General features: G+C 57.7%; 22 protein-coding genes and 1 pseudogene. 12 read left to right on the top strand and 11 right to left on the bottom strand.

The features are described from left to right. The 5 genes from repC to CCGE525_RS38150 all read right to left on the bottom strand — a co-directional run bounded on the left by repC (position 1) and on the right by CCGE525_RS38150 (position 6,108). Positions 1-1,215 (bottom strand): plasmid replication protein RepC, encoded by a 1,215-nt coding sequence (repC, locus tag CCGE525_RS38170; protein ID WP_120709428.1) that lies wholly within the window; start codon positions 1,213-1,215, stop codon positions 1-3. Positions 1,216-1,412: 197 nt separating this feature from the next. Continuing rightward, positions 1,413-2,405 carry a plasmid partitioning protein RepB gene (repB, locus tag CCGE525_RS38165; RefSeq protein WP_120709427.1) on the bottom strand — a complete coding sequence of 331 codons (993 nt, stop codon included), beginning with the start codon at positions 2,403-2,405 and terminating at the stop codon, positions 1,413-1,415. Then, on the bottom strand, positions 2,402-3,619 hold the full coding sequence (repA, locus tag CCGE525_RS38160) for a plasmid partitioning protein RepA (protein ID WP_120709425.1): 1,218 nt from the start codon (positions 3,617-3,619) through the stop codon (positions 2,402-2,404). Before repA ends, repB begins: the two co-directional genes overlap by 4 nt. A gap of 529 nt (positions 3,620-4,148) precedes the next feature. Next, positions 4,149-4,451, bottom strand: a complete 303-nt coding sequence (locus CCGE525_RS38155) for a hypothetical protein (protein ID WP_120709424.1) — start codon at positions 4,449-4,451, stop codon at positions 4,149-4,151. 25 nt (positions 4,452-4,476) lie between these two features. Next, positions 4,477-6,108, bottom strand: coding sequence for a ParB/RepB/Spo0J family partition protein (locus CCGE525_RS38150; RefSeq protein ID WP_120709423.1), 1,632 nt, complete (start codon positions 6,106-6,108; stop codon positions 4,477-4,479). 657 nt (positions 6,109-6,765) lie between these two features. Here CCGE525_RS38150 and CCGE525_RS38145 point away from each other — a divergent pair. Beyond that, positions 6,766-7,209, top strand: coding sequence for a helix-turn-helix domain-containing protein (locus CCGE525_RS38145; RefSeq protein WP_120709421.1), 444 nt, complete (start codon positions 6,766-6,768; stop codon positions 7,207-7,209). Positions 7,210-7,306: 97 nt separating this feature from the next. Continuing rightward, positions 7,307-7,534, top strand: a complete 228-nt coding sequence (locus CCGE525_RS38140; protein WP_120709420.1) for a hypothetical protein — start codon at positions 7,307-7,309, stop codon at positions 7,532-7,534. Between the two features lie 46 nt (positions 7,535-7,580). Here CCGE525_RS38140 and CCGE525_RS38135 read toward each other — a convergent pair whose 3' ends face one another. Then, positions 7,581-7,901, bottom strand: coding sequence for a DUF736 family protein (locus CCGE525_RS38135; RefSeq protein ID WP_162950477.1), 321 nt, complete (start codon positions 7,899-7,901; stop codon positions 7,581-7,583). A 253-nt stretch (positions 7,902-8,154) separates the two neighbouring features. On the opposite strand from CCGE525_RS38135, the gene CCGE525_RS38130 reads away from it, so the two are divergent. Then, entirely contained in the window at positions 8,155-8,340 is a 186-nt protein-coding gene (locus CCGE525_RS38130) for a hypothetical protein (RefSeq protein ID WP_120709417.1), read from the top strand. Positions 8,341-9,002: 662 nt separating this feature from the next. On the opposite strand, the gene CCGE525_RS38125 is transcribed toward CCGE525_RS38130, so the two are convergent. Next, positions 9,003-9,857 (bottom strand): DUF932 domain-containing protein, encoded by an 855-nt coding sequence (locus CCGE525_RS38125; protein ID WP_120709415.1) that lies wholly within the window; start codon positions 9,855-9,857, stop codon positions 9,003-9,005. Between the two features lie 889 nt (positions 9,858-10,746). On the opposite strand from CCGE525_RS38125, the gene CCGE525_RS39500 reads away from it, so the two are divergent. The 4 genes from CCGE525_RS39500 (at position 10,747) to CCGE525_RS38105 (ending at position 13,495) form a co-directional block, all read left to right on the top strand. Next, the gene (locus CCGE525_RS39500; RefSeq protein ID WP_245472519.1) at positions 10,747-11,031 is read left to right on the top strand and encodes a LytS/YhcK type 5TM receptor domain-containing protein; all 285 of its coding nucleotides are present in this window, start codon (positions 10,747-10,749) and stop codon (positions 11,029-11,031) included. Continuing rightward, a complete protein-coding gene (locus tag CCGE525_RS38115; RefSeq protein WP_245472516.1) occupies positions 11,032-12,624 on the top strand; it encodes a sensor domain-containing diguanylate cyclase in 1,593 nt (530 codons plus the stop codon). A gap of 264 nt (positions 12,625-12,888) precedes the next feature. Further along, positions 12,889-13,164 (top strand): type II toxin-antitoxin system ParD family antitoxin, encoded by a 276-nt coding sequence (locus CCGE525_RS38110; protein WP_120709413.1) that lies wholly within the window; start codon positions 12,889-12,891, stop codon positions 13,162-13,164. Then, positions 13,145-13,495, top strand: a complete 351-nt coding sequence (locus CCGE525_RS38105) for a type II toxin-antitoxin system RelE/ParE family toxin (RefSeq protein ID WP_205587541.1) — start codon at positions 13,145-13,147, stop codon at positions 13,493-13,495. Before CCGE525_RS38110 ends, CCGE525_RS38105 begins: the two co-directional genes overlap by 20 nt. Positions 13,496-13,630: 135 nt before the next feature. On the opposite strand, the pseudogene CCGE525_RS38100 reads toward CCGE525_RS38105, so the two are convergent. After that, a pseudogene (locus tag CCGE525_RS38100) lies at positions 13,631-13,927 on the bottom strand (tyrosine-type recombinase/integrase); the annotation flags it as partial. A gap of 23 nt (positions 13,928-13,950) precedes the next feature. On the opposite strand from CCGE525_RS38100, the gene CCGE525_RS38095 reads away from it, so the two are divergent. Beyond that, entirely contained in the window at positions 13,951-14,208 is a 258-nt protein-coding gene (locus tag CCGE525_RS38095; protein WP_120709411.1) for a cold-shock protein, read from the top strand. 88 nt (positions 14,209-14,296) lie between these two features. On the opposite strand, the gene CCGE525_RS38090 is transcribed toward CCGE525_RS38095, so the two are convergent. Continuing rightward, positions 14,297-15,115 carry a calcium-binding protein gene (locus CCGE525_RS38090; RefSeq protein WP_120709410.1) on the bottom strand — a complete coding sequence of 273 codons (819 nt, stop codon included), beginning with the start codon at positions 15,113-15,115 and terminating at the stop codon, positions 14,297-14,299. 591 nt (positions 15,116-15,706) lie between these two features. Here CCGE525_RS38090 and CCGE525_RS38085 point away from each other — a divergent pair. From CCGE525_RS38085 to CCGE525_RS38740, 3 genes are all read left to right on the top strand, one after another. After that, a complete protein-coding gene (locus tag CCGE525_RS38085) occupies positions 15,707-16,444 on the top strand; it encodes a hypothetical protein (protein ID WP_120709409.1) in 738 nt (245 codons plus the stop codon). Between the two features lie 251 nt (positions 16,445-16,695). Continuing rightward, entirely contained in the window at positions 16,696-16,971 is a 276-nt protein-coding gene (locus CCGE525_RS38080) for a hypothetical protein (RefSeq protein ID WP_120709408.1), read from the top strand. 355 nt (positions 16,972-17,326) lie between these two features. Further along, on the top strand, positions 17,327-17,701 hold the full coding sequence (locus CCGE525_RS38740; protein WP_162950475.1) for a hypothetical protein: 375 nt from the start codon (positions 17,327-17,329) through the stop codon (positions 17,699-17,701). On the opposite strand, the gene CCGE525_RS38065 is transcribed toward CCGE525_RS38740, so the two are convergent. Then, entirely contained in the window at positions 17,688-18,605 is a 918-nt protein-coding gene (locus tag CCGE525_RS38065; protein WP_120709406.1) for a recombinase family protein, read from the bottom strand. The genes CCGE525_RS38740 and CCGE525_RS38065 overlap by 14 nt on opposite strands. A gap of 1,030 nt (positions 18,606-19,635) precedes the next feature. Continuing rightward, entirely contained in the window at positions 19,636-20,028 is a 393-nt protein-coding gene (locus CCGE525_RS38055) for a hypothetical protein (protein WP_120709404.1), read from the bottom strand. A 484-nt stretch (positions 20,029-20,512) separates the two neighbouring features. On the opposite strand from CCGE525_RS38055, the gene CCGE525_RS38050 reads away from it, so the two are divergent. Further along, a complete protein-coding gene (locus tag CCGE525_RS38050) occupies positions 20,513-21,964 on the top strand; it encodes a CYTH and CHAD domain-containing protein (RefSeq protein ID WP_120709403.1) in 1,452 nt (483 codons plus the stop codon). Positions 21,965-22,055: the final 91 nt, after the last annotated feature.

Raw genomic sequence — 22,055 nt, 5'->3', positions numbered from 1 at the left:
CTACGAGGCTCTTCGCGCCGTGCCAGCATTCGTCCGCATCAGCGCCATGAGCATCGGCCCAAGCGAAAACTCGCCCCGCTCCGCCTTGCGGCTGAGATCGCGCAGATATCCGCCGGCCGAGTTGATGTGCCCTGCCCTTTCGAGGATGCACGCCATGACGGCCGCTGCATTTTCGGGGCCAAGCGCATCGCAGGCATCCTGGTAGGCGCTCGGGCTGACCCCCAACATCGATCTGACCACGACCGCGGCCGACATCAAGTCTCGCCAGCTGCCGACTGCGCCGCCTGGACCGTAATTGACGATCTCCGGGCAGGCCTGCAGCACCATTGCCAGCGGAAACGACTTTATCGCCACAGGCTTCAGCCTGATATCCTGGCTCGATTTTGCCCCCTGCTCTTTTTCAGAGCTAGGTTCAAGTTCATGGATGGATTCGGATTTTGAATTCTGTATGTGGCATCTGTTTTGGACAGCATTGCCATCCGTATTTTCAGAATTTTCCTGAATTTCCAGCCGGTTGATGATCTCCTCGCGCAACATCTCCATTTCTTCGAGGATCGACGTCAGATCCAAGATCGCCGGTGAGCGCGGAATCCGGGCAACCAAGCCGATGAACAAGGCTTCGATATGGCTCCAGTCGCCGGGAGCGCCCTCTTCCACCGCAGCCGAGATCAGCTTGCGGACATCACGCCGGCAGATCGTCAGTGCCTCCTTCGCGACACGGAAGCGCTTACGTTCCGCGGCCACCTGCTGTGCGGCATGCGCCAGCTCTTCAGCGCGCGCCAACAGTGGCGCCAGACTGAAGCCGAACGCATCCTCGATCGCACCAGATCCATCCTTGCGAGCATAGCGCTTGCCATTAGCACTGTCCTTGCGGTGGATGAGGCCCGCATCGACGAGTGCGGCAAGGTGCCGGCGCAAGGTCGTGCCAGCGATGCCATGGGCGCGAACCGAGAGCTGATCATTGGATGGGAAAACCACGAGGCCGCGATCTTCCGAAAGCTCGTTGTCCGGATAGAACGTCAAAAGCGCGTCGAGGACGGCCAGAGCGCGATCCTGAACGCCAAGCAGCTCCCTCGCCTCGCAGGCATCGCGAAACACTTTCCATTTGTCGGCCGTCTTGCCTGATTTGATTTCGGCCGTTTTCATCTGCCCTCTAATCTGGGCAAGCGAAATCGACCGCCGCCCGAAGGGCGTCGTCACATTTCCAACCTGCATTTTCCTTCACCTTTCAAAAGGCAAAAGAAATCCGCTCACCAAAACAGTGCCAAAGACTCTTGACTGCGATTCGTGGAAATGCGATTCTCGATCTGTCAGGAATACGAGAGAGGCTTCCACGACTTAGGTCGTTTGGGGGCCTTTTTCTTTTGCGGTTCTACGTCTCCTATTGCTCCAATTGTCAGCTGACAATTCGATTAATCGGCGGATTTCCCTTCCGTTTCCCGCTCGAACATCACGACGAACTCGTGCATGTGCGACGAGAGGAAGTCCGCGAATTCTGCGGATGTAACCGTGATCTTTGAACCGCGTGCGGTGCGATCAATTGACGCAAGCGGCAAGCCCTTTTTGGTTCGCACTGCTTCAACGTCGTTTGCTTTTTTCTCGGCTACCGTCATGGCCGTCCAAAGGCGATCGAACCGCTTGTTGGTCTCGGTCGCTGGGAAATCGGCGGCCTGCAGTTCTTTCTCGACTCTTTTTGCGGACGCACTGTCCTTTAGCCTTTCCGCGAAAGCAAGCCAGCGTGGGCGCCCGACCTTCGGGGCCGGGCCTATCGCTAGGATGATTTCGGCAGGGACACATTCGGCGACCTGCAACAGCCGCGAGATCTCTGGCTTGTCGACGGACAATGCCTTGGCAATCGTATCCCGGTCGAACCCATGTTCTTCCAAACTTCTTGCAAACAGTGCCCGCTCAATGAAACTGAGATCAACACGCGGACCGTTCTCCTGCCCCTGAGCTAGAATAAGTTGCTCATCACTTAGAGCGCGGACGATCGCCTTGACGGGGCGGCCAAGGTCGGCCGCTGCACGCAGGCGTCTGTGGCCGTAAGCCGCCTGATAATAGCTCGGCTTTGTGGGATGAGCCCTGACGAGGATAGGCACCTGTTGGCCGCTATCTGCTATCGACGCCTTCAGATGGTCGAATTGCGGATCTGCTACTAGCGGTATGCGATCCCGAATGAACGAGGCCTCTACAAGAGCAGGATCGAGTTCAATGACCTTGTCGCCGGCCGCGATTGCTTCCCGCAACTCTTTGGCGGCGGCCGCTTCTTCATTTAAGCGGCCAAGTGAGAGGTTCATAGCACGAACAGCGCCCGCTGGCTTGTGTGACGGCGACGCTTGCGGAGTTTCCACCTTGCCGTGTTCGGAAGAACTCACCATGCTTTTCAGGATGTCTCTGCCTTTCATGCCCTACCCCATGATGCTTGAATAAGGGCCTCCACTTCGGAGTTCACGCTGTCCATTGCTTCCACGGCCCTATCGTAGGTTTGTCGGTTCATCGTTTCCCGACCTGCTTCGTAGATCGTCTGCTTGGAAAGACCGGCGTCGGAGACTGCCGTCGACTTTACCATCATTGAGGTGAGGACGCGTTCGCCAAAGAGACTTCTGAGAAACGCAACGATTTGCGCCTGAGGCCCGTCATTGGGTTCGTACCTTGTTATCAAGTATCGCATCCAATCGTAGTCGAGGTTGCCTCCAGCCTCTTTCACGACACCGAGCAGATCGGATGTCATTGAGAGGAACTGGTTCATCGACGCAACATCGAGCATCTGGGGATGAACGGTAACCAGCACAGATGTAGCTGCGCAAAGGGCCGATAGCGTCAAGAAGCCAAGAGTGGGCGGGCAGTCGATCACTACGACATCATACCGATCCTGTAGATCTGTGAGCGCGTGACCGACACGCATAAAAAACATATCGGTGTCCGCAGATTCCCGCGACGCAAGCGCCCGCGGCGTGTCATGTTCAAACTCGTGAAGTTCTAGGTTACCTGGAATCAAATCCAACCCAGCGAAATAGGTTTTCCGGACCACCTCCCCTACTGGACGCCGTTCGGCGTCGTATCGGATAGCGCCGTAGAGTGTCTCATTTTCGTGCACATCGAACTCAGGTTGGAAGCCGAGCATGGCTGACATAGAGGCTTGAGGATCGAGGTCGACCGCAAGCACACGATAACCGCGCAAGGCAAGGTACTGAGCCATGTGGGTAGCTGTCGTCGTTTTGCCCGAGCCGCCTTTGAAGTTGGTCGCCGCAATCACCTGAAGGTGGTCACCTTTGCGGCGGCCAGGCAAATACGATGGTTTTGTTCGTCCGAGAAATTGCCGGATCGTGTTCACTTCTTCCAAGGAGAACGTCCTTCGTCCACCCGCAGTCTTTTCGGATGTGACGGCCTCTTCCTGCGCGGCGATGTGGCGGACATAGCTGTCAGTGACGCCGAGAAGCTTTGCAGCTTCTGTGCTACTGAAACGCCGCAGAGTTTTCTTGGCGTTTGGCGAAAAGAGCTTCTCGAATAAGATCTGCAACTGGCCACTAAGGGCGGCCGAGTCGTGCGCTATGGTTTCGTCAATCGAGACCCGTGCGCTCTTCTGTCGGTTATCAACAATCGCAGGTTTTGTCGCCATTCACGTAAAATCCAGAAATTCATCGAAGTTTCCGCAAATAATCTTCAATCGCGCGTTAGCGTCAAGCATTTTTTGGTTAACTGAAATTAACAGTTGTGGTCTGCGAAATTTAATTCGCGATATCAATGCGTTACCAGAATTGTCAGGTGACAATTCCAATAGAGAAAGCTGCCCTAAGGCCGTCGTCAAAGCCAATTCTGCAACCGAATGACAGCGGATGTCTGCGACTCACTTCCGCCTTCGAAAGTCAAACAAAGGCGCTTATGGCGCCGAAGGGTTTGCCGAACGCGATGGGAATCCTTGTGCCTCTGACACTCATCGTTTCGGCTGGAGAGAAAGTGTGAGAGAGGACGCGGCTTGCGGGGTTCCCTCGCTGTGGCCTGAGCGGTCGATCCGCCAAGGCACACCCTGGCGCCGGTCTTCCGGCATCTCGGCTGCTAACATTTTCGCCAGACAGGCATCGGATTTACAGCCCAGCCGCATGTCTGCCGAGCCGGTCGCGGGGGCGTGCCGCGACCGGCATCAATGATTATTCAGCGGCCTCCACAAGTTCATCTTGCGGACCGCCGTCTGTATCGCCGTCTTCATCATCCTGATCGAACGGCTTGCTATCGCCATCGAGAGTCTCGAGGGCTGTGATGCGTATCGCCGACGGATGCCAGCCGGTTTCGGCAATCACCCGCTCCGCATAGGCTGCGGCCTCAGCCTTCTTCATCCCCGCCACACCGGACGCGACGTCCCTGCCCTTCGCTTCGGCGAGCGCCAACTCAATACCCGCCTTGCTGATCCTCCCGAAATAATTCCCCGCCGTCGGCGTGAACCAATCGGTCATGTCGATCTTGAGTGCCTCGGCCAGCTTATCGGCATGGCGGCGCTGGTTGGTTCTGGCATAGTGCGGCAGTTGCAGCGCATTGACAGAGTTTGCAGCGGCAAAGGCCAGAAGCGACAGCAGCTCGTCGCGCGTCCGCTCCAGGCACCAATCCCAAAGATCGGCGGGATTGCCGGGGAAGTGCGACGAATGATTTTCCGCAAGGTCGTCCAGCACCTGCACGCCCTTGCATTCCTGCCGGTTCCTTGATGCTGTTTTCCAACCGCTCGCTCGTCAAGCGCAGCTCAAGGCAGGTCTCATCACTGCCGTACGCATTCTCGATGCTGAGCAGCAACGCATGAACAACGGCGGCAAGCGCAATGTCGGGATTATGTGCGAGTTCAGCTCTGATCGCCGCCGTCTTCTGAGCCGTCAGCTCCTGCATCAGTGCTGCGGAAAGCGCAAAGGGCTTCGCAGGCTTTGCCCCGCCGCTGACTGTGCTGCCGCCGTCCCCCTCACCCGCCGCACTGCTGGTGGTTTCATTGACGCTGGCCTCCGGCTTGATGAGGCCGCGCTCAATGCGCAGCCTGCCATAGTGATCGATGCAGACATACGCACCAGCCTTCTCGATATCGGTCGGCTGATAGATTTTTCCGGGATTCTGCAACACCTCTATCCGATCCTCGAGGACCTTCAGGCGGGCTTCGGCCTGTTCGCCGGCAACGCCCGCTTCGATCAATTCCGCAAGCTCGGTGTATTCTCCATCTAGCCGATCAAGTTCCGCCTGTTGATCGTCGGCAAGCGCCACCAGCTCGGAATAGACGCGCCGCATGCGATTGCCCTCGTGCGGCATTTCAGCATGGCATTCAACCCAAGCCCAGCCTTCGGCGCTGACCTTCTCAGCCTCGGCAGTCAGTTTGTCGGCAACCAGACGTTCAACGAGAGCCACATCGGTGGCAAAGCCGCTATTGTTGGTGTCGAACAGGTCGCGACGGATACCGCCGCCCGCTGCTTCATAGACTTCCAAGCCACCAAGAAACACAATGCGTTTGTCGGTCGCTTTGACGGCTCCGGACTGCAATGCCCTGCGAATGTCGTAGGCCGAACGATTCCACGACGGCAGGCTGCTCCAAACTTCCTCCTGTCTCGCATGATCGTCCGTCAATGTGAAAGCCGAGAGCTGATCGAAGCTCATTCCCTCTTCCCTGTAGAGGTTCAGCAGAACCGGCGACACGCGGGCCAGTGCCAGACGACGGCGCACGATGGTTTCGGTGGTGCCGAAGCGGACGGCAATGTCAGCGAACGGCGTACCCTTGTCTGCCATGACACGGAAGGCGTGATACTGGTCCACCGGATGCATTTCCTCACGCATGATGTTTTCGGCAAGGCTGATTTCGGTGGCGTCGTCGGCTTCGCGCTCCTTGCACTCCACCGGAAAATCCTTGGCGATCTCTCCGGCTTCCGCGAGCAGCATAAGCGCCAGACGACGGCGTTCGCCGGCAATCACGAGGAAGCGGCCCTTCTTGTCGCTCTTGCGGACGACAAGGTTCTGCAGAAGGCGATAGCCGTCATGGCGGATATTCGCGGCCAGCTCCTCGATTCCGTCCTCGCTGTAGGTCTTGCGGACGTTCAAGGGATCGGCGTCGAGCTTGTTTAGAGCGATGGTGATGATGTCGGTCATTGGTCTATTCCTTTTTGGCGATTGAAGGGTTGATCAGGCGAAGGCGGCGGCCCAAAGGCAGACGGCGGCGAAGAACGCGGTCAGGCTGATGGCTTCAAGAATCATCTTCATGGTCATGCTCGGTTTCCTTTTTTCCGCGGAGCGGTCTTATTCCTGCGAAGCAGGAGCACCCGCTCCTGCTTCCCGAGTTCGCGCGGAGCAGCGGGAGAGAGGGGGCAAGGTTAAAAAGGTGAGGGGGATCACCCACCCGGAGGGCGGGCGCGACAAGCGGCCGACCGGAGCAGCGATGGCGGCGGAGGCGCAATCGTCCTGCAGGGCGTCAGACCGAAGGATGGGGAGACGGCTTTTTGCGCTTGCTGGGGAGAGGGGCAGAGCTTCCTTTCCCCGACTGAAGGAGACGATGTCGCCGGTGGCGCCGACGTCTTGGCGCGGCCAACGCAGCTTGCACGAGCGATCGTTATCGGGATCGGCGGAGACAGGCTTCAGCCTGGCTCCGTGCACAGCATAGATCGCGGTCGTTCACGCGACGTGCCAATGATGCTGCCGATCATCCGAAACTGGGAATTGCGGCAGGCAAACGGACTTTAGAACAAGATTTTGACAGTCGGGCTGTGCAGCCTTGTCTATCAAACCCCTTCTTCAACTTTGGAGTTGGGTATGAATGGCAAGGTGACGCCACCAATCAAATCCGAACGCCGACAGAAACGGCGCCTAGAACCAACAATCCAATCGGTCGACCTCCATGTTGGACAGCAAATTCGAATTCTGAGAATTCAGATGCGGCTATCCCAGAGCGATCTCGGCAAAGGAATCGGGCTGAGCTATCAACAAATACAAAAGTATGAGATCGGCAGGAACCGTGTCAGCGCCTCGATGTTGTATCAGATGGCGAAGTTCTTTTCCGTGCCTGCAGCGCGCTTTTTCGAAGGAATTCCAGAAGCTGTTACCGGCCCTTCCAACGAAGCCGCCCGTGGGGTCGACGACCACATTGCTTACATCTCGACGACGGAAGGACGCGATTTGATAGCGAGAATGCTGCTGCTTTCGCCTCGCGTCCGGAAGCGCGTTGTTTCCCTTGTCGGCGCACTTACTCAGGAATGACACCGGTCCGCGACTTGGAAAACCGATTGGAAGCGGCTACCATATTTCTGAAGTCGTTTTGCCCGACGCCCCTTTTTCCAGATAGTGAGCAAGCAACGTGAAAGCGGTTGGCCTTATACTGAATGGTCTTATTCTGATTTTGGGCTTCGCCGCGCTCTTCTTTTTTATCGGCGCGAACCTGCAATTTCTGCGCATAGACGTTGGATTGGCGAGTGTCTGGCACAACACCATTTTTTCTTCGATCTGCGCGATATTGCTGGCCGGCGCCGCCATTTGCCTTGATAAGGCAAACAAGGCGCTGGCTCAGGGATCAAAGCGGAGTTGAGCAGGCAGCAACCCCGGCCGATGGCCGGGGCGCCTCGTCCCTGGGTTTATTCCCAGGGAATGACGGCCATGAGGTCTTCGTCGTCCTGGCCGGGATAGCGTCCGAGATTGGCATTGAGCCTGCCGTAACCGGTGTTGACGGAGAGGGTAAAATAATCGCCACCGCTCTGGTTCTGCTTCTTCCAGATCCCACCGATCTCTACGCGCTTGCCCCGAGGGCTTTTGGCGAAAAGGCGGTAGGCAGGTGCCCTGGCGTTGGTGCTTTCGAACTGTTCGCCTGAAATATCGAGGTCGTAGGCGACCGAGGCGATATTCCCGGTCAGGGTGCCGTTGTTGTTGAAGCGGATGAAGTTGACGAGATCGGTCATTGCAGGGTCTCCTTTGTTTGCGTTGCCGATGGGCACGAAAAACGGCCGGAGAGAGGGCGGGCTGCACCCTTAGGGGCGGAGTGGAACAGAGCGCCGCCGGAGACGACGATTTTGTATCGCGAGGAATGGCGCAAAGCGACAAGCGAAGCTTGCGCGGGCGGCAGGGGAAAATCGTCAACGGAGGCGGTTGCTGGCTGTCCGGCCGGCCGTAGTGATCCATCCATCAAGGCAACGGGAACACGGAGACCGGATAATGGGCGATTTCGTCTCCTCCGCATTCGATGATGGCACCCTGACTGGGAATATCGCCTCGATCGCCGGCCCTGCAGCAGCGTCGGGAAACGGGCCGACAATCACCAACGCCGCCTCACTGATCCATTTGCCGATTGACTGCCTGCGCCAAGCGCGTCGAGATCGACGGCATTTGGAAGAAGCATGAGGTAAGTTCGGCGCCTGCGCCTTCCCTATGACAACATCGGTTGCGGCAGGCTCAATGCCAATTTCGGTCGCTGTTCGGAAAGGCAACCGGATCCAGGTCACGCCTGACCCGGGAATAATCCCAGGAACTAAGCGCCCTGGCCTTCGGCCCGGGGTTGCTGCGGGAAGAACGAGGCTTATGCCCAACGGGCATTCTGCTCCTGGGCGGGAAGGGGAGCGAGAGGGGAGGGGCACGGGCTCCCCTTGCACCTGTCACGGGCCGCTTCGATAGCGGCATGGGAGGCAGCGCGGCTGGCAGGAGGTGTACTTGGAAAACGTGAAAACAACGGCATATATACCGGAGTGTGAGACGAGCTTTCGCCCGCCTGACCCTTCCTTATGTGATAAATGAGACCCGGATCGTGAGTAGCCAGCTCGTCCGGGTCTTCTTCACACGCTAAATGGCAGAAGCCACATTTGCGTTATCTCCAGTTCAAGGGCAAGGCCGTTGCCACGGTCGGAATGGCCGATCCTTTCCGATAGCGCCGGCTGGCACGGCGCGGCTGCTTTTGCCCTCGAAACTCTTTCATCCCTTATCGGTGATTCGCAGCGGCAAGGGCAACCGCCCTGGCGGCTTGCCCTTTTGGGGGCGGTGCTTCTGCGCCCGCCCCATGCCCTCAACCGTCACTTTGCTTCTTTCAGCTCGGCCATTTTTGCGCCGATCAGCCACAGGGCCTTATTGAGCTTGATGTCCTGATCGATCCCATTGACCGCGCGCGACTTGACGCGGCGCGGCCTGCCGAAATCGTCCCGGCCGATGCCTCGTAAGCCACCCCTTACGACGTTTTCCTGCACGACGTTGAAAACCGTCCAAAGATCATTAGCGCGATCGTCGTGACGACGCGGTATGAGAAGCTGTTGCGGCTTGATGGGCGTGGTAGTTTCGCCTTCACTATCGCCAAAGCGCACAAGATGCGCTGCCTCAGCCATGATCCGTTGCTCATCGCGATTGAGCATTTGCATGGACCAGTCTTGCGGAGCTGCAAGCGTGCGCTCCGCCTCGTTGAGAACCCGGTATGTCCCCTCGATGACCTTTGCGCCGACATCGCCGGAGTGGCGAACCTTGATGGCGTCGATGGTGCCGGTCTGCGTAACCAGGGAATTCATGCAGCGAATGCGGAAGAGGCCGGCCAGCAGCTCGTAGGCGCTGGTGCCGTCATTGGCATTCTTCAGGAGGATTTCGCAGACGGTGTCGCCGACCCTGTAGATCTTGCCGTCATCGATGCGACGCAGCCGGATAAGATGCTTGGTGAACTCTGCCTTCCCTCGGGTGCGAGTAGAGCTCTGCTTAGCTCCGACTGGCACAAAACCCTCATTCATAAGCCCGCGCAGGACATCTATGGTGGGGATTGGCTTGAAGCGCTCTGACCGGCTTTCATGCGCCGTCGTTGCAAAGATCGAGGGAGCGAACTTGCGCATTTCGATTTCGGTCATGGCCCGGCCGGTGTCGAAACGGGCGGTATCGGTATAGATGGTCATCTTGAACTCTCCTTGTTCCTTTTGGTCTCGCGAAGCGGGAGCACCCGCTCCTGCTTCCCGAGTTCGCGCGGAGCAGCGGGAGAGAGGGGGGCAAGGGTAAAAAGGTGAGGGGGATCACCCACCCGGAGGGAGGGCGCGACAAGCGGCCGACCGGAGTGGCGATTGCACCGGCGGCGCGATCGTCCTGCAGGGCGACAGACCGAAGGATGGGGAAACAGCTTTTTTGCCCTTGCTGGGGAGAGGGGGCAGAGCTTCCTTTCCCCACTAACTTTACGATGTTACAGGCAGTGCTGCGTCAACAGCCTGCAGGATGCGATCGCGACCCGACCAGGCGGCGATGCGCAGCCGAACACGACGTACCACTATGCAGCCAGCGACCAATTTCAGGCTGCCCCTATATGCTATACTTGTTAGAAGCCATGGCAGCTCTTCCAATCGCTGAAGACGAGGGGAAATGATCAGTTGTAAAGGTTTCTTGGGGGCCTTTTTGCCGGCGGCATTGTGCATCCAAGGCGCTGAAAAACAGGAGATTGCCGATTGCCTATCCAGATCCTGCTTCGACCGATTTGGGACGCGCGGCTTTTAGTTTCCAATTTCAGTTAAAGCCGTATGCTGAAATTTCAGGGCCGGGTTTTCTGCTAACGGTTTCACGCCGGGCAGGAAAGGCGCGATTTCAAATCGGGATGTTTTGGCGAAATTGACGCAGCAGCGTCACTTCGGTGACCTCGTCTGCGGGTGTGCCGCATTGCCGCCGGATGTCGAGATCCCGTCGAGCTTAAGGGTCCGTCGGAAGGGGCGGAGAAGGACAAGTGCAGTTCACATACGCCACGGATTTAGACTTCATCAAAGAATGCAAGCTAAGCTATTCGAAATTTTGTGGAAAACAATAGTGGCTTGGCAAGTTCTGATCGGCAATGTGACTGCCGTTTCGCTCCTCATCTCGATTTGGATGCATCTCCATTACAGGTTCTATCGCCTCTCGGCGGTGCAGGCCAAATTCGGCTTTGGCTTGATGATGGGACTGGGAGCACTTCTTTCGATGCTGCTGTCGGTAGAGATCGATACGGGCTACTATCTCGATCTGCGTTCGACCTTGCTCGCGGTGTCCGCGGTCTATGGTGGCCCACTGGCTATCCTTGTCACCGCCGCTCTGACACTGGCCTATCGAACCTAGATGGGCGGCGCCGGCCTTGAGCCAGGCTCCATCTCGATCGTTGCGGTGTCGCTCCTGGGGCTGTCGGTCCATTTTGCATCCCGCCGACAACCGATGGACCTCAAGAGAATTGTGGTCACTGCGCTAACTGTGGCTATGGTTTCTTTGGCGATCGGCCTGGCATATCGACATGATGAATCCTCGATTCCGTTGCTTGGCTTTGCGGCGATCGGGTTTGTTGCGACCTTGGCAGCGGCTTCTGTTATCACTTACTTCCATGCCTTCACCGCAGAACGGGATATCTTGCGGGCCGCCCTGACGCAGGCGCCGGATCTCCACTATGTGAAAGACCGAAACAGCCGCTTCCTCGTTGCCAATCTGAATGTCGCTCGAAATCACGGTCGGACGAAATCGTCTGAGATGGTGGGTCTGACCGACTTCGATCTCTATCCTCGCGAACTGGCCCAGGCGCTTTTCGATCGCGAGCAACAGATTATGGCGACCGGCGAACCAATGGTGGATTTCGAAGAACCCTTTGTCGTTGAGAGCGGCCGGGAGCGCTGGTTCCTGACCACAAAGGTCCCGCTGCGAAATCGCCATGGCGATCTGATTGGGCTTGCGGGCGTCACCCGCGACATCATCGAGAAGAAGCGGCTGGTGCAGGAAGCACTCGATAGCAAGGATGTGCTTTCCCAAGCGATGGCGGAAATGTCGGACGGGCTTGCAATGTTCGGCCGAGATGGCAGGCTGGTTTTCTGCAACGATCAGTATCGTGCAGCTTTCCCCCGTTCGGCCTATGCCAGACAGCCGGGCGCCCACATCTCCGATATCGTGAGGGCCGTGGTTCGGAATGCGGAAAGGATCGATGTCAGTCCGGACGTTAGCGAAGATTGGATCCAGGCGTCTGCCGCGCAGCTGTTCCTGACGCGAGATACCGAAATTCCTCTGTTTGATGGGCGGTGGCTGAGTCTGCGCACGCGTTTGGCGTCTGATGGATCGGCTCTGGTGGTGGTTTCGGATATCACGTCGATGAAGCATTCCGAGGAACAGCTGAAGCAAGTTGCTCACGAAATGCGAGGGCTCGCTTACATTGATTCACTGACCGGCCTCGCAAATCGAAGAGTGTTCGATGATGTGATGTTGAAAGAGTTTGCTCTAGCGCGCCGCAGTCGTTCGCCCCTTAGTCTGCTGCTCCTGGATATCGATCATTTCAAGACCTACAACGACACTTACGGCCACCTCGAGGGAGACAAGTGCCTCAAGGCGATCGGCGACGCTCTTCGTTCCGTGTTGGTGCGACCGTCCGATCTTGCAGCGCGCTTTGGAGGTGAGGAGTTTGCGATTGTCCTGCCTGGGACAGACAGGGACGGCGCAATGCGCCTGGCCGAAGCTCTACGCTCCACTTTGCACCTGCTTGCAATACCACACAGAGCAAGCAACAAATCGATCGTGACGGCTAGCATTGGCGTGGTGAGTATGTCCGATACATCGACGTTCACAAACCCAGTTGAGTTGGTGGAGGCTGCGGACCACGCGCTCTATGATGCCAAGACAAACGATCGCGACTGCATCGCAACGGATGGGTGCCGAGGCAGCGGCGGCTTGATCGTATAACGCATTCTTCAAGCTCGAGGATGCCTGGCATAGACTACAGTGGTTTGCCGCAACACTTGGTGGCTAGGCATCTCGGATGCCTAATACTTGGTGAGACTGACCCGGAAACGGTCGTGACGGCACTGATATTTGGGGGTCCTTTGGCGCTCGCATGGCCGAGCTGCTTCTGCACCGAACTCGTTGACTTTGTCGCCCTGATGGACATCTCGTCAGATTGACAAATGTACTACTGAGTAGCAAACTAGACTCAAAGGAGTTAAACCGATGAGTGTCAAATCGTCGATCTCGCTGACTGACCAGCAGGATGCGTTTGCCCGTTCGCTGGTGGAGAGCGGCCGGTATTCCAGCATGAGTTCGGTTCTGCAGCAGGGCCTAGAACTGCTTCGCCAAAAGACGGAAACTGAGACCGTCGAAACGGCAGCGCTTCGCGAATTGGTCCAGCGGCGATTGAACGGACCGATGATTTCTGCGACGGAAATGGAAAGCCGCGTCGCGGCAATGATTGAGCGGAAGCGACGGGTTGTTCGTGTGGACTCTTGAATATTCTGAGGCTGCCGAACGCGATTTCGAGTTGATCTTCGATCACCTGTTCGACGCCTATGTAGAATTCGGGGACTCGCCTGACGAGGCCGTGGAGCGTACCGCTGAACGGATCCACAAATTGCGTGTCGAAATCGATCGACTCGTCGATACGCCTTATATCGGGACTCTGCGGCCCGATATTCATCCCGGGATCCGGTTTCTTCGGCGGGACAAGGCGGCTATTTGGTTTCTACCGGTGGAACATAGTCGCACAATCATTGTCGCGGCAATTTTCTACGGCGCGCAGCACCACATCAGAAATATGCTCGCACGTATGCTGGCGGGATAAGCCCAAGCTCGTTGTCAATCGTAGTAAAGCGAATTGGTTTGATCGTCATCACACCGACTAGATGTCGCCAGGCTCCCGAAGCAAGTTCGAGTTCATAGACGAAGTTTTACTCCTCCTTCGCGACTCGTCGTTCCATCAAATAACCAACCGTGCCGCCCGGCCATTCTTCCGCTCGGCATTGTTATAGTAGCTCACTGCCTGCGTTACCGACTTGTGCAGCGATTGCTGCATCGCTTCGGGTAAGGGATTGCCGCGGTTGGCGGCCTCGCTCAGATTGCCGGAGCGTAACCCATGTGCCGAAAACGCCTCCGGATCCAGGCCGGCCTGCTTGCAACGGGTCTTGAGGATCAAATTGACCGATTGCGGTGTGAGTGCCCGCCGATCGATATTGCCCCACTGATCGATGCGCCGGAAGAACGGTCCGCTGTCGATCCTGGCGGATGTCAGCACCGACTATGCGCAAAGTACCTTGCCTTAAAAATCCTCTTGCACTTAAGGGGGTGTCCACAGATGTTCAGGAGCCAAAATGGTTCAACGGGACCAAGGGGTTTGGCTTCATTCAGCTGGATGACGGCAGTGCGGATGCGTTCGTTCATATCTCGGCGGTCGAGCGCGCCGGCCTGCGCGGTTTGACCGATGGCCAGAAGATCACCTACGAGTTGGTAAAGGACCGCCGGTCCGGCAAAATGTCGGCCGACAGTCTCGATGCCTAGCGCGTCGTCGTATCAGTGCTCTTTTGCGGCCGCGGTTTTTCCGGACTGCGCTTGAGCCGGCGTGCGCGGTTCCCCACGATTTTCCGGATTAGCAGAACATGAAATCGGACGCGGTCAGACCCAGGCCGGCCAAGTGGAGCAAACTCTGCACATTAGCCAAATGCGCGAAGTCATCCACCTGATTGTCGGAGGTAACATAACCCAGATCCGCCGTCATGGTGTTGTAATTAAAATAGGCAACGATATCGCCTGCAGCCTCGCCGGAGATATCCCTGGCTGCGGCTGAACCATCGGCAAAAGCGTGATCGGTGATCACGACGACGTGCTCGCCCTGCGCGCCGTGGGCGGGGCCACTATAGAACGTGTCCACCTGATGGCCGCGGCCCGCATGATTGACGAAATTCGCCGCAAGACCATCGCTGCCAAGGCCCACCGCGTCGAAGGTGAAAGTATCCTGCGCTGGGTCAAAATCCACAATGCTGGTGTGGTCCTCCGCGGTTGGCCCGTAGTTTTGATCAATCCCGGGGAACGGGTCGTGGAACTGGAACACAAAGGTGTCGTGGCCGGCACCTCCGGTCAAAGAGTCCCTGCCGTCGCCAGCGAAGAGGGAGTCGTCGCCGGGGCCGCCGTAGAGCTTGTCGTTGTCCGCACCGAGGATGGCCGGTGCGGGGATACGCGGGTTGCCGCGGCCAAGGTCGCCGTAGAGGTAGTCATTGCCCTCGTCGCCAAAGACGTGGTCATTGCCCACACCACCGAAGACTCGGTCGTTGCCCTCGCCGGCCGAGATGGAGTCGCTGCCGGGACCACCGTCGATCCAGTCATTTCCCGTGGGATCGACTATTATATCGTCACCATTGCTGCCAAAGAGACTGTTGCTACCAGGGCCACCCAGAATTGTTTTTTCCATCGCCAATCCTCCTTAATGAGACAGCCCCACTAGTCTCGTTCATATGCCTTATCGGCCAACCGAGGTAATTGATTGTTTGAATAGAGCACATTGACAAAACGGATGCATACACGTGCGGTGCACCTCAAATGGATCTGAACTCTGGAGGTCATCATCCAGATCGCTCAAGTGTATGATGGCAGGCATTTCATCCGGCTAGCCGGTTCATGTTTGGGCGAGCGTTTGAGTTCGGACTGGATCGCTGCGTCTGCATTCGTTTTCCGGCGCGTGTCAAGCCGCCAGCCTCTTTGTGTCCGAAGCAGAACAACTATACCGGAAACCGGACCAAAATAGTTGCCGAAGGCACGTAACCGGTGGGGACAAGTGGTCCCGCGATCAACGGCACGCAACTTGCTTCGATAATTGACAGGGTTCACCGCTGCCGGCGGTGCCAGTGATCATGCCGTTTCATTGTTCGCCTTGTCGGCAAGCACGGGCGAAGCACGCGGGCGACGCTGTCATTGACATGGAGGTAAGGTTTGCTCGAGACGTACGAGAGCTACGAGCAGATAAACCGGCCCATCAGTCGTGGTGACGTATGAAAGCCGAGAAATGCGCAGAGCCGATCGCCGCCGATTTGAAAAAGAATTCAGGACATTGATTGATCGCGACAGCGAGGCGTGCACCTTATGTCGAAGGCCCTTCGAGCACAACAATAAGACGTACGGCGGTCTCACTCCCGGCGGGCGCACTGTTTTGACCGGCGACTGTTGCCGAGAAAAAGTCGAATATGTCATGGCTTCCGGCGTCTATGTGATACGCAAAATCCACGAGATTCCCATCGCCGACAGGAAATCCATTAAGAGGCTCTCGTCGTCTGAAATGGAGGGCGCCGTTGAGGTGATGCACGATCATTTTGACGAATTGGACAGCATTTCCGGCCGGGTGATGAAGCAAGCCGGCCTTAAAGGCGAAGCTCGAGCCCTCTTTTTAGAGGATACAGCCTGGAAGAAGGACGACGCCGCGTGGTTCAAGAACAACCCGGATCGCTCACATCGGCTTCGTCCGATGTTTGAGAGCGAAGCTTCAAGCTTACCAGAGGATGTCTTGCAGTTTCAGGCGCCGAAAGGGCATAAGATGGAAGTTCTTGTTCGCCAGGTTGAGGTAGGCAAACGTGCACGTACCCTCATTTGCCGAAACACTGAAATCCCGATTCCAGATCTGGAAGAAGTAATTCATGCGCTTTTCGACACTGTCTCCCAGCGCAAAGATCAGGGTGTAATCACTGCAGAAGAAATTGCGAGCCTCGCCCGCAGTTACGTGATCTCCCCGAGGGGAAAGGGGAACTAACTGCGCAAGAAATCCACTGCAACACTATGTCCCCGGTATTATCGGAACAGCTTTCATTCTCCCGAGCTGTTGCGTGGGGTTGGCAGCGCTGCTCCTCCGAGTTGTCTATCAGCATGGAAAGCCCGGCGCACCTCCTCCCGCGCCGCACTTTTTCTGTTTCAGAGCGGAGGCGAATGAGCATCTCGTAGTCCGTGACAATACGGCGCGAATCTGTTTCTTCAGCGGGGCCATCAGTTCTGAAAGGTGCCACAATGGATGCTGCCGACAACGACTTGCGTTTGATTGCCGTCATGCGACGCTATTTCGCACTGAGGGAAGAGCTGACGAGACTGAAGTCGGCGCTTGAGGGTAGGCGAAAAGCCATGGGGATCCCCGTCGGCGAATTCTACCACGTTCGCAGCGAGAGCGAACATGCAGTCGACGTCGTCCGGTTCGTCACCCTGAAAAAGGAGATGGACTTTTTAATGAGTCTCGCCGAGGGCTGGGCGAGGGGGGACGTCATCCGTCTAGACACACCAGCCGACTGATCCGCCGATGGTCGATGATGGCGAGGCTATTTTAGTTTTGAGATCGGCTTACTTGACGGTGGACAAGGTGAAGGAACTATCGAATAGGCTCGGGTAGCCGGCAACCGCTTCAGCGACCGTGGCTGACGCTGGCAATTGATGTGGCGAGCCGGATGGTGGCTGGGTTCTATCTCAGTCTGGAAAACCCGTCGTCGACGTCCGTGGCCTTGGCTATCCAGCATCTTGTTTTGCCGAAGGACAGTTGGCTGATCTCGGAAAGAGGGCGACAGCAACCACGACGGAGCAGGATGCCGGAATCGATGTCAGCCATCAGTCGCGCGATTGACGGAGTGCAGCTCGACGGGGTGACGGCCGCTTGCCGCTTTTTCTGGGCCGCACAGCCGCACGGATCGCCCTATATCGCCTACCTCGGGATCTCGCTTCCGTATGGGAGGCCGCCGCCATCGAAGCCATGGCTGAGCTCGCAGGCCTGGTCGAGCCTCGTGCTGTATCGTCTTCCTGCATGAAGCCTTCAGGACGTTCCGGGAAGGGGGGCGAGCAGGCGGAACAACCCGCCGCCGCGGCCGAGGATGTAAGCGCTGAGCTGAAACTGCGGACCGATAGCGACTACCGGCGCCTGGCGCTGCAGATTCTCAATAGCCAAGCCTGGAAGACTATGCTGACGGGCAGCGGCAGGAAAAAGAGCCGCGTGATCGCTCGCCTGATGAACCATGCCCTCAGCGGCGGATGAGGCCAAATCGGTGGGCTTCGTCCAGCAGATCCCGGACGGAGGAGGGTTGCCACTTGTTGCCGCCGCGCGCAGGCCGTTCTCCCATCTGGTCCAGTTGAGCGGCAATGTCGCGCAGCGACAGATCGGGATCGGCAATGGCAATGGCCGCGACGAGCTTCATCAAGTGATCTTCGGGTGCGCGGCGCGGCGAGCGAGCCAGCAGCTCTGGCTCCGCGAGTTTCTCACGAACCATGCGATGCACCGCGCGCCGTAGCCGCTCGACCGTCCAGTCATGGCCACGGCGATTGAGGATCCGGACGACATTGTCCCAGCTGTGCTGAGGCCGGAGTTGCCGCACCATCGGCAGCCAGGTTTGGGCGGACGAGATCAGCTCGTCGAGATAGAGTTTGTCTCGCGCCTTCGACACCGCCTTGATCGCATCTGGCCGCCGCTCTCGCAGCCCGGGATTCCCCGGCAGCTTGCCGCGCGCCTTTGCCGCCTTGATACCGGCTTTGGTTCGTTCGGCGATCAGCGCGCGCTCGAGCTGTGCAACGGCTCCGAGGACCTGCAGGGAGAACATGCCCTGTGGCGTCGACGTGTCGATCGGATCGCGGATCGATCGGAAATGGACGCCGCGCTCTTCAAGATCCTCTATCACTTGCAACAGATGGCTGACCGAACGGGCGAGGCGATCCAGCCGGACGACGACCAGAACGTCTCCCGCGCCGAAATCTCCAAGCAGCCGCGTCAAGACCGGCCGAGCACGCGATGCCCCGGAACCGTGTTCCTGGAAGATCCGATCGCAGCCGGCGGCGCGGAGTTCGTCCATCTGGGCGTCGTGGACCTGGTCGTCAGTAGAGACGCGAGCATAGCCAATGAGCCGCTTCGGGGGTTGGGGGACGTTAACTGTTTGTCTTTTTGCCATCCGGCTTTCCGGCGATCCATTTGAGGTGTTTTGTACAGATAATGAATGCGTGAGAAAAGGAAGGTTTGCAAGCGTGTTTTATGATAGAAATGGGAGGCGATACGGAGCGTTTTCTGACGTGAGATGGGCGCAGATCCATAGCGACCCAGAAAGCACGTCAGTGGGCATCCATGGCGGAAACGCAGGGAAATCGGCTATTTTGGAAGGGGTCGGCTCCGGCTCTGGCTTTTTGGTCAGGTTCTGACGCCGAAAGGTGGAAGGGGAGGGGAGGAACTCGACCGGTTCGGCGCGCTTATTTCCGCTCAATCAGGCAGAATTTTCCACCGATCCAAAATGAAAAGGCCGCAAAAGGCCCGGATTTGCGGCTTTTTCGCCGATCCTCGATGACTGACATCGGCAATTTTCTGCCTCCAGACGCGACACTATCGATACCTGCAACCTATCGGAAGGTGATGTGTTGCTCCCACATCGACCGTGAGTGAAGGAAGCTAGAGGGACATTTGCTTCCGATAAAGGAAAGTATGGCGTTAATTCATATGGTTAATGTGGCTTTTAGTTACCGATTTCAATTGAAGCGGTAAGCGAAAAAATCGGCCTTTGTTTTTGACCTTACCGCTTCACGCGAGGTAGGGGAGGGGAAGCGCTGATGGAGCCCGAATGCCGGTGAGATGATCGGCGGGAACGCGTCGCCGGCACCGATATTTGATTATTCCGCGCTGGCACGGCCGATCGGAGAAGCTGGCGAAAAAAGACGATCCGTCAGCGGGCTCCAGATCTTTCGCTGCTGCGTCGGGCAGACGACGGGAGTGAGTCAGAGCAACGCTGTCCGCGCACCAATATTTTCCGAGCTGGCTCAAGAAAGCCAGCCGAGCGAGATGGTTGTGGACAATACGACTTGAAGCACGAAGAGAACGCTCACGACAAATTGGATGGCGACGTGCGTTTTTGTTAGCTTCTGCACCTACATCCACCGATTCTTAGTAGTGGCCGAACCCACCAGTGGTGGGGAACAGCCTCCAAATTTCGTGGCTTAGGAACGCTGCACGTAACCCTTGAAGCTGAGGAACGCGCCCAGCGCCCCGGTTGTCAGTGCGGCCACGACAATAGAGGCGCGACCGCCATAGATGGTCGAACCTACTGCAATCGCAACCTGCGGCAGGACGATCCGGAAGGTGCCACCGATTGTCATCAGCCAGCCCAGCACCGTGATGACCACGCGCCAATCCACCTGCCACCTGTTGTGCAGGTTGACGATTGACAGGCCAGCGAGCAACGACAGCAAACCGGACAGATAGAACAGGATTCCGGAATGCAGCCCCTCCGCGATTATCGTCTCGTACATGCCGAGATTGAGCAGCATCCCGAGCGCCACCGCGACGAATGTCGGCCCCAGGAGCCTGGCAAGAAAGAGCGATCGTTCCAAGACGCGCCTCCGCTATGCGCAGATCGATGAATATGTAACTTAGGGCTAGCATCTAAAAAGTAACGCCCGCACCATCGGGTCAGACAGATGGTTGCGTACTTTAGTCCTGATCAACGCGCTTAAGCGAATACCGCAGAATGAAGTGCGAACCGTGCGGAAGGCTCCAGGCAACGAGGCTTGCGGGTTCGTCAGAATTTCAACGCATGCTTTGTGCTGACGACGTGAGCAGAGCTTTTTTCGTCGGAAGGAGTCTCGGTGCGAGCACGGCCAATTCGCCTTGGATCTTACTGACTGGCCGATTTTCGCAGCTTGCACTTGCAGCGCATTGCTGCACTGATCGATCCGACCGCCGTGCCGGTCTGACGATTGCAGCCAATGCAATCTGAAGACTTGCCGGCATGAGAAGCGAGGCGCTATTGTTTATGACGATTTGATGACGGAACATGCGGAGGGCCCTTGTGTTAGGCAGTGAGGCGAGGAAATCATGCAGGAAACGGAACTGAAGCTCGAACTGTCACGCGCGGGAGCGGCGGCGCTTCTGAAGAAAAATCCGTTCGAATCGCCGGCGACGATCCTTCAGCAGAAATCGATCTATTTCGATACCGCCAAATGGGACCTCCTCAAGCGCGGTGTGTCGCTTCGCATCCGGCAGTCGGGAAACGAGCGGATCCAAACCATCAAGACCTGGGATGGGAGTGCGGCCGGCTCGTTTGCACGCGACGAATGGGAGCAACCGGTCGCTGGCGATGCGCCGGTTCTTGACGATCCGCAAATCCGTGCCCTACTCGATGGAGTTGAGGCGGAGCTCGCGCCCCAATTCGAGGTGCATGTTAGGCGGCACCGCTGGAATGTGACGGACGGGGATGCCACGGTCGAGGTCGTGGTGGATCTCGGCAATGTCGTCGCAGCCGACCGCGAGGCGCCGCTTTGCGAGATTGAGTTCGAAAGCAAGGCCGGCCCGCCGGCGGCGCTGTTTGCGCTTGCCCGTCAGGTCGACCGGACGACCCCGGTTCATCTTGGCGTGCTGAGCAAGGCGGAACGCGGCTTCCGGCTGCTGGGACCGGCGCCTGGTGCCGTTAAGGCGAGCCCAAGCCCGCTGGCGCCCGACATGCACACAGCAATGGCATTCGAGCGCATCGCCGGATCGTGTCTCAAGCAATTTCGCCTCAACGAAATCGCGCTTGACTGGTCCCGCAACGCGGACGTCCTGCACCAGGCCCGTGTGGCACTGCGACGACTGCGCGCGCTCCTGTCGATCAGCAAGCCTTTATTCCAGGACAGCCGTTTTGACCAGCTTCGCGACGAGTTCCGCTGGCTCGCCGGAGAAACCGGTGACGCCCGCAATATCGACGTCATGATCGTCGGGGCGAGAGGGGAGGAGCTCTCGGAGCGTCTGCAGGTCCCCCGAGACGATGCCTACGGAATGGTCGAAGCAGCCTTTTCTTCGGCGCGCGCCCGCTCTTTGATGATCGATGCAACCGAATGGATTTCCGCTAAAGACTGGCGAAGCGACCGATCGGGCGAAGCGATGCTGGAGGCTCCGGCGAGAGAATTTGCCGCCGCGGTGTTCGACAGATTTTGGAAGAAAGTGGCAAAGGGCGGCCGCAACATGATCGACGCCGACGATGAGAGCCGCCATAAACTGCGCATCGCCGCGAAGAAGCTGCGCTATTCGGCGGAGTTCTTCGCACCGCTTTACAACAGCAAGCGCGAAGCCAAACGCCATCGCCGCTTCATCGCCGCAATGGAAAGCCTTCAGGATCAGCTCGGCAATCTGAATGACCTCGTCACCGCTCCGAAGGCGCTGGCAGCGCTCGGGCTTTCGGAGGTCTCCGGCGCGACAGAGCTTTCCAGTGCCGATGACAAGGAGGAGCTTCTGCACGAAGCCGCGCAGGCGCACGATGAGTTTATCGACACGAAGCGTTTCTGGCGCTGAGGTGGCGCATCCTCATCGCCCAGCCTGCCCCGGGGAAAGAAGCTTTTCAAGACCACTGAGGTTCGATTTCTGTCGCTGGGAATTCAGTGCG

Origin of the sequence: Rhizobium jaguaris, assembly GCF_003627755.1 — a bacterium.
GTDB classification, from domain to species: domain Bacteria; phylum Pseudomonadota; class Alphaproteobacteria; order Rhizobiales; family Rhizobiaceae; genus Rhizobium; species Rhizobium jaguaris.
Note: the sequence above shows the minus strand (reverse complement) of the source record. Positions and strands in the feature narration are given on the sequence as shown.

Coding starts and splice junctions, on each gene's coding strand:
- repC (WP_120709428.1), bottom strand. CDS start 1,215: ATGCAGGTTGGAAATGTGACGACGCCCTTCGGGCGGCGGTCGATTTCG.
- repB (WP_120709427.1), bottom strand. CDS start 2,405: ATGAAAGGCAGAGACATCCTGAAAAGCATGGTGAGTTCTTCCGAACAC.
- repA (WP_120709425.1), bottom strand. CDS start 3,619: ATGGCGACAAAACCTGCGATTGTTGATAACCGACAGAAGAGCGCACGG.
- CCGE525_RS38155 (WP_120709424.1), bottom strand. CDS start 4,451: ATGACCGATTGGTTCACGCCGACGGCGGGGAATTATTTCGGGAGGATC.
- CCGE525_RS38150 (WP_120709423.1), bottom strand. CDS start 6,108: ATGACCGACATCATCACCATCGCTCTAAACAAGCTCGACGCCGATCCC.
- CCGE525_RS38145 (WP_120709421.1), top strand. CDS start 6,766: ATGAATGGCAAGGTGACGCCACCAATCAAATCCGAACGCCGACAGAAA.
- CCGE525_RS38135 (WP_162950477.1), bottom strand. CDS start 7,901: ATGACCGATCTCGTCAACTTCATCCGCTTCAACAACAACGGCACCCTG.
- CCGE525_RS38130 (WP_120709417.1), top strand. CDS start 8,155: ATGGGCGATTTCGTCTCCTCCGCATTCGATGATGGCACCCTGACTGGG.
- CCGE525_RS38125 (WP_120709415.1), bottom strand. CDS start 9,857: ATGACCATCTATACCGATACCGCCCGTTTCGACACCGGCCGGGCCATG.
- CCGE525_RS38115 (WP_245472516.1), top strand. CDS start 11,032: ATGGGCGGCGCCGGCCTTGAGCCAGGCTCCATCTCGATCGTTGCGGTG.
- CCGE525_RS38110 (WP_120709413.1), top strand. CDS start 12,889: ATGAGTGTCAAATCGTCGATCTCGCTGACTGACCAGCAGGATGCGTTT.
- CCGE525_RS38095 (WP_120709411.1), top strand. CDS start 13,951: ATGCGCAAAGTACCTTGCCTTAAAAATCCTCTTGCACTTAAGGGGGTG.
- CCGE525_RS38090 (WP_120709410.1), bottom strand. CDS start 15,115: ATGGAAAAAACAATTCTGGGTGGCCCTGGTAGCAACAGTCTCTTTGGC.
- CCGE525_RS38085 (WP_120709409.1), top strand. CDS start 15,707: ATGCGCAGAGCCGATCGCCGCCGATTTGAAAAAGAATTCAGGACATTG.
- CCGE525_RS38080 (WP_120709408.1), top strand. CDS start 16,696: ATGGATGCTGCCGACAACGACTTGCGTTTGATTGCCGTCATGCGACGC.
- CCGE525_RS38065 (WP_120709406.1), bottom strand. CDS start 18,605: ATGGCAAAAAGACAAACAGTTAACGTCCCCCAACCCCCGAAGCGGCTC.
- CCGE525_RS38050 (WP_120709403.1), top strand. CDS start 20,513: ATGCAGGAAACGGAACTGAAGCTCGAACTGTCACGCGCGGGAGCGGCG.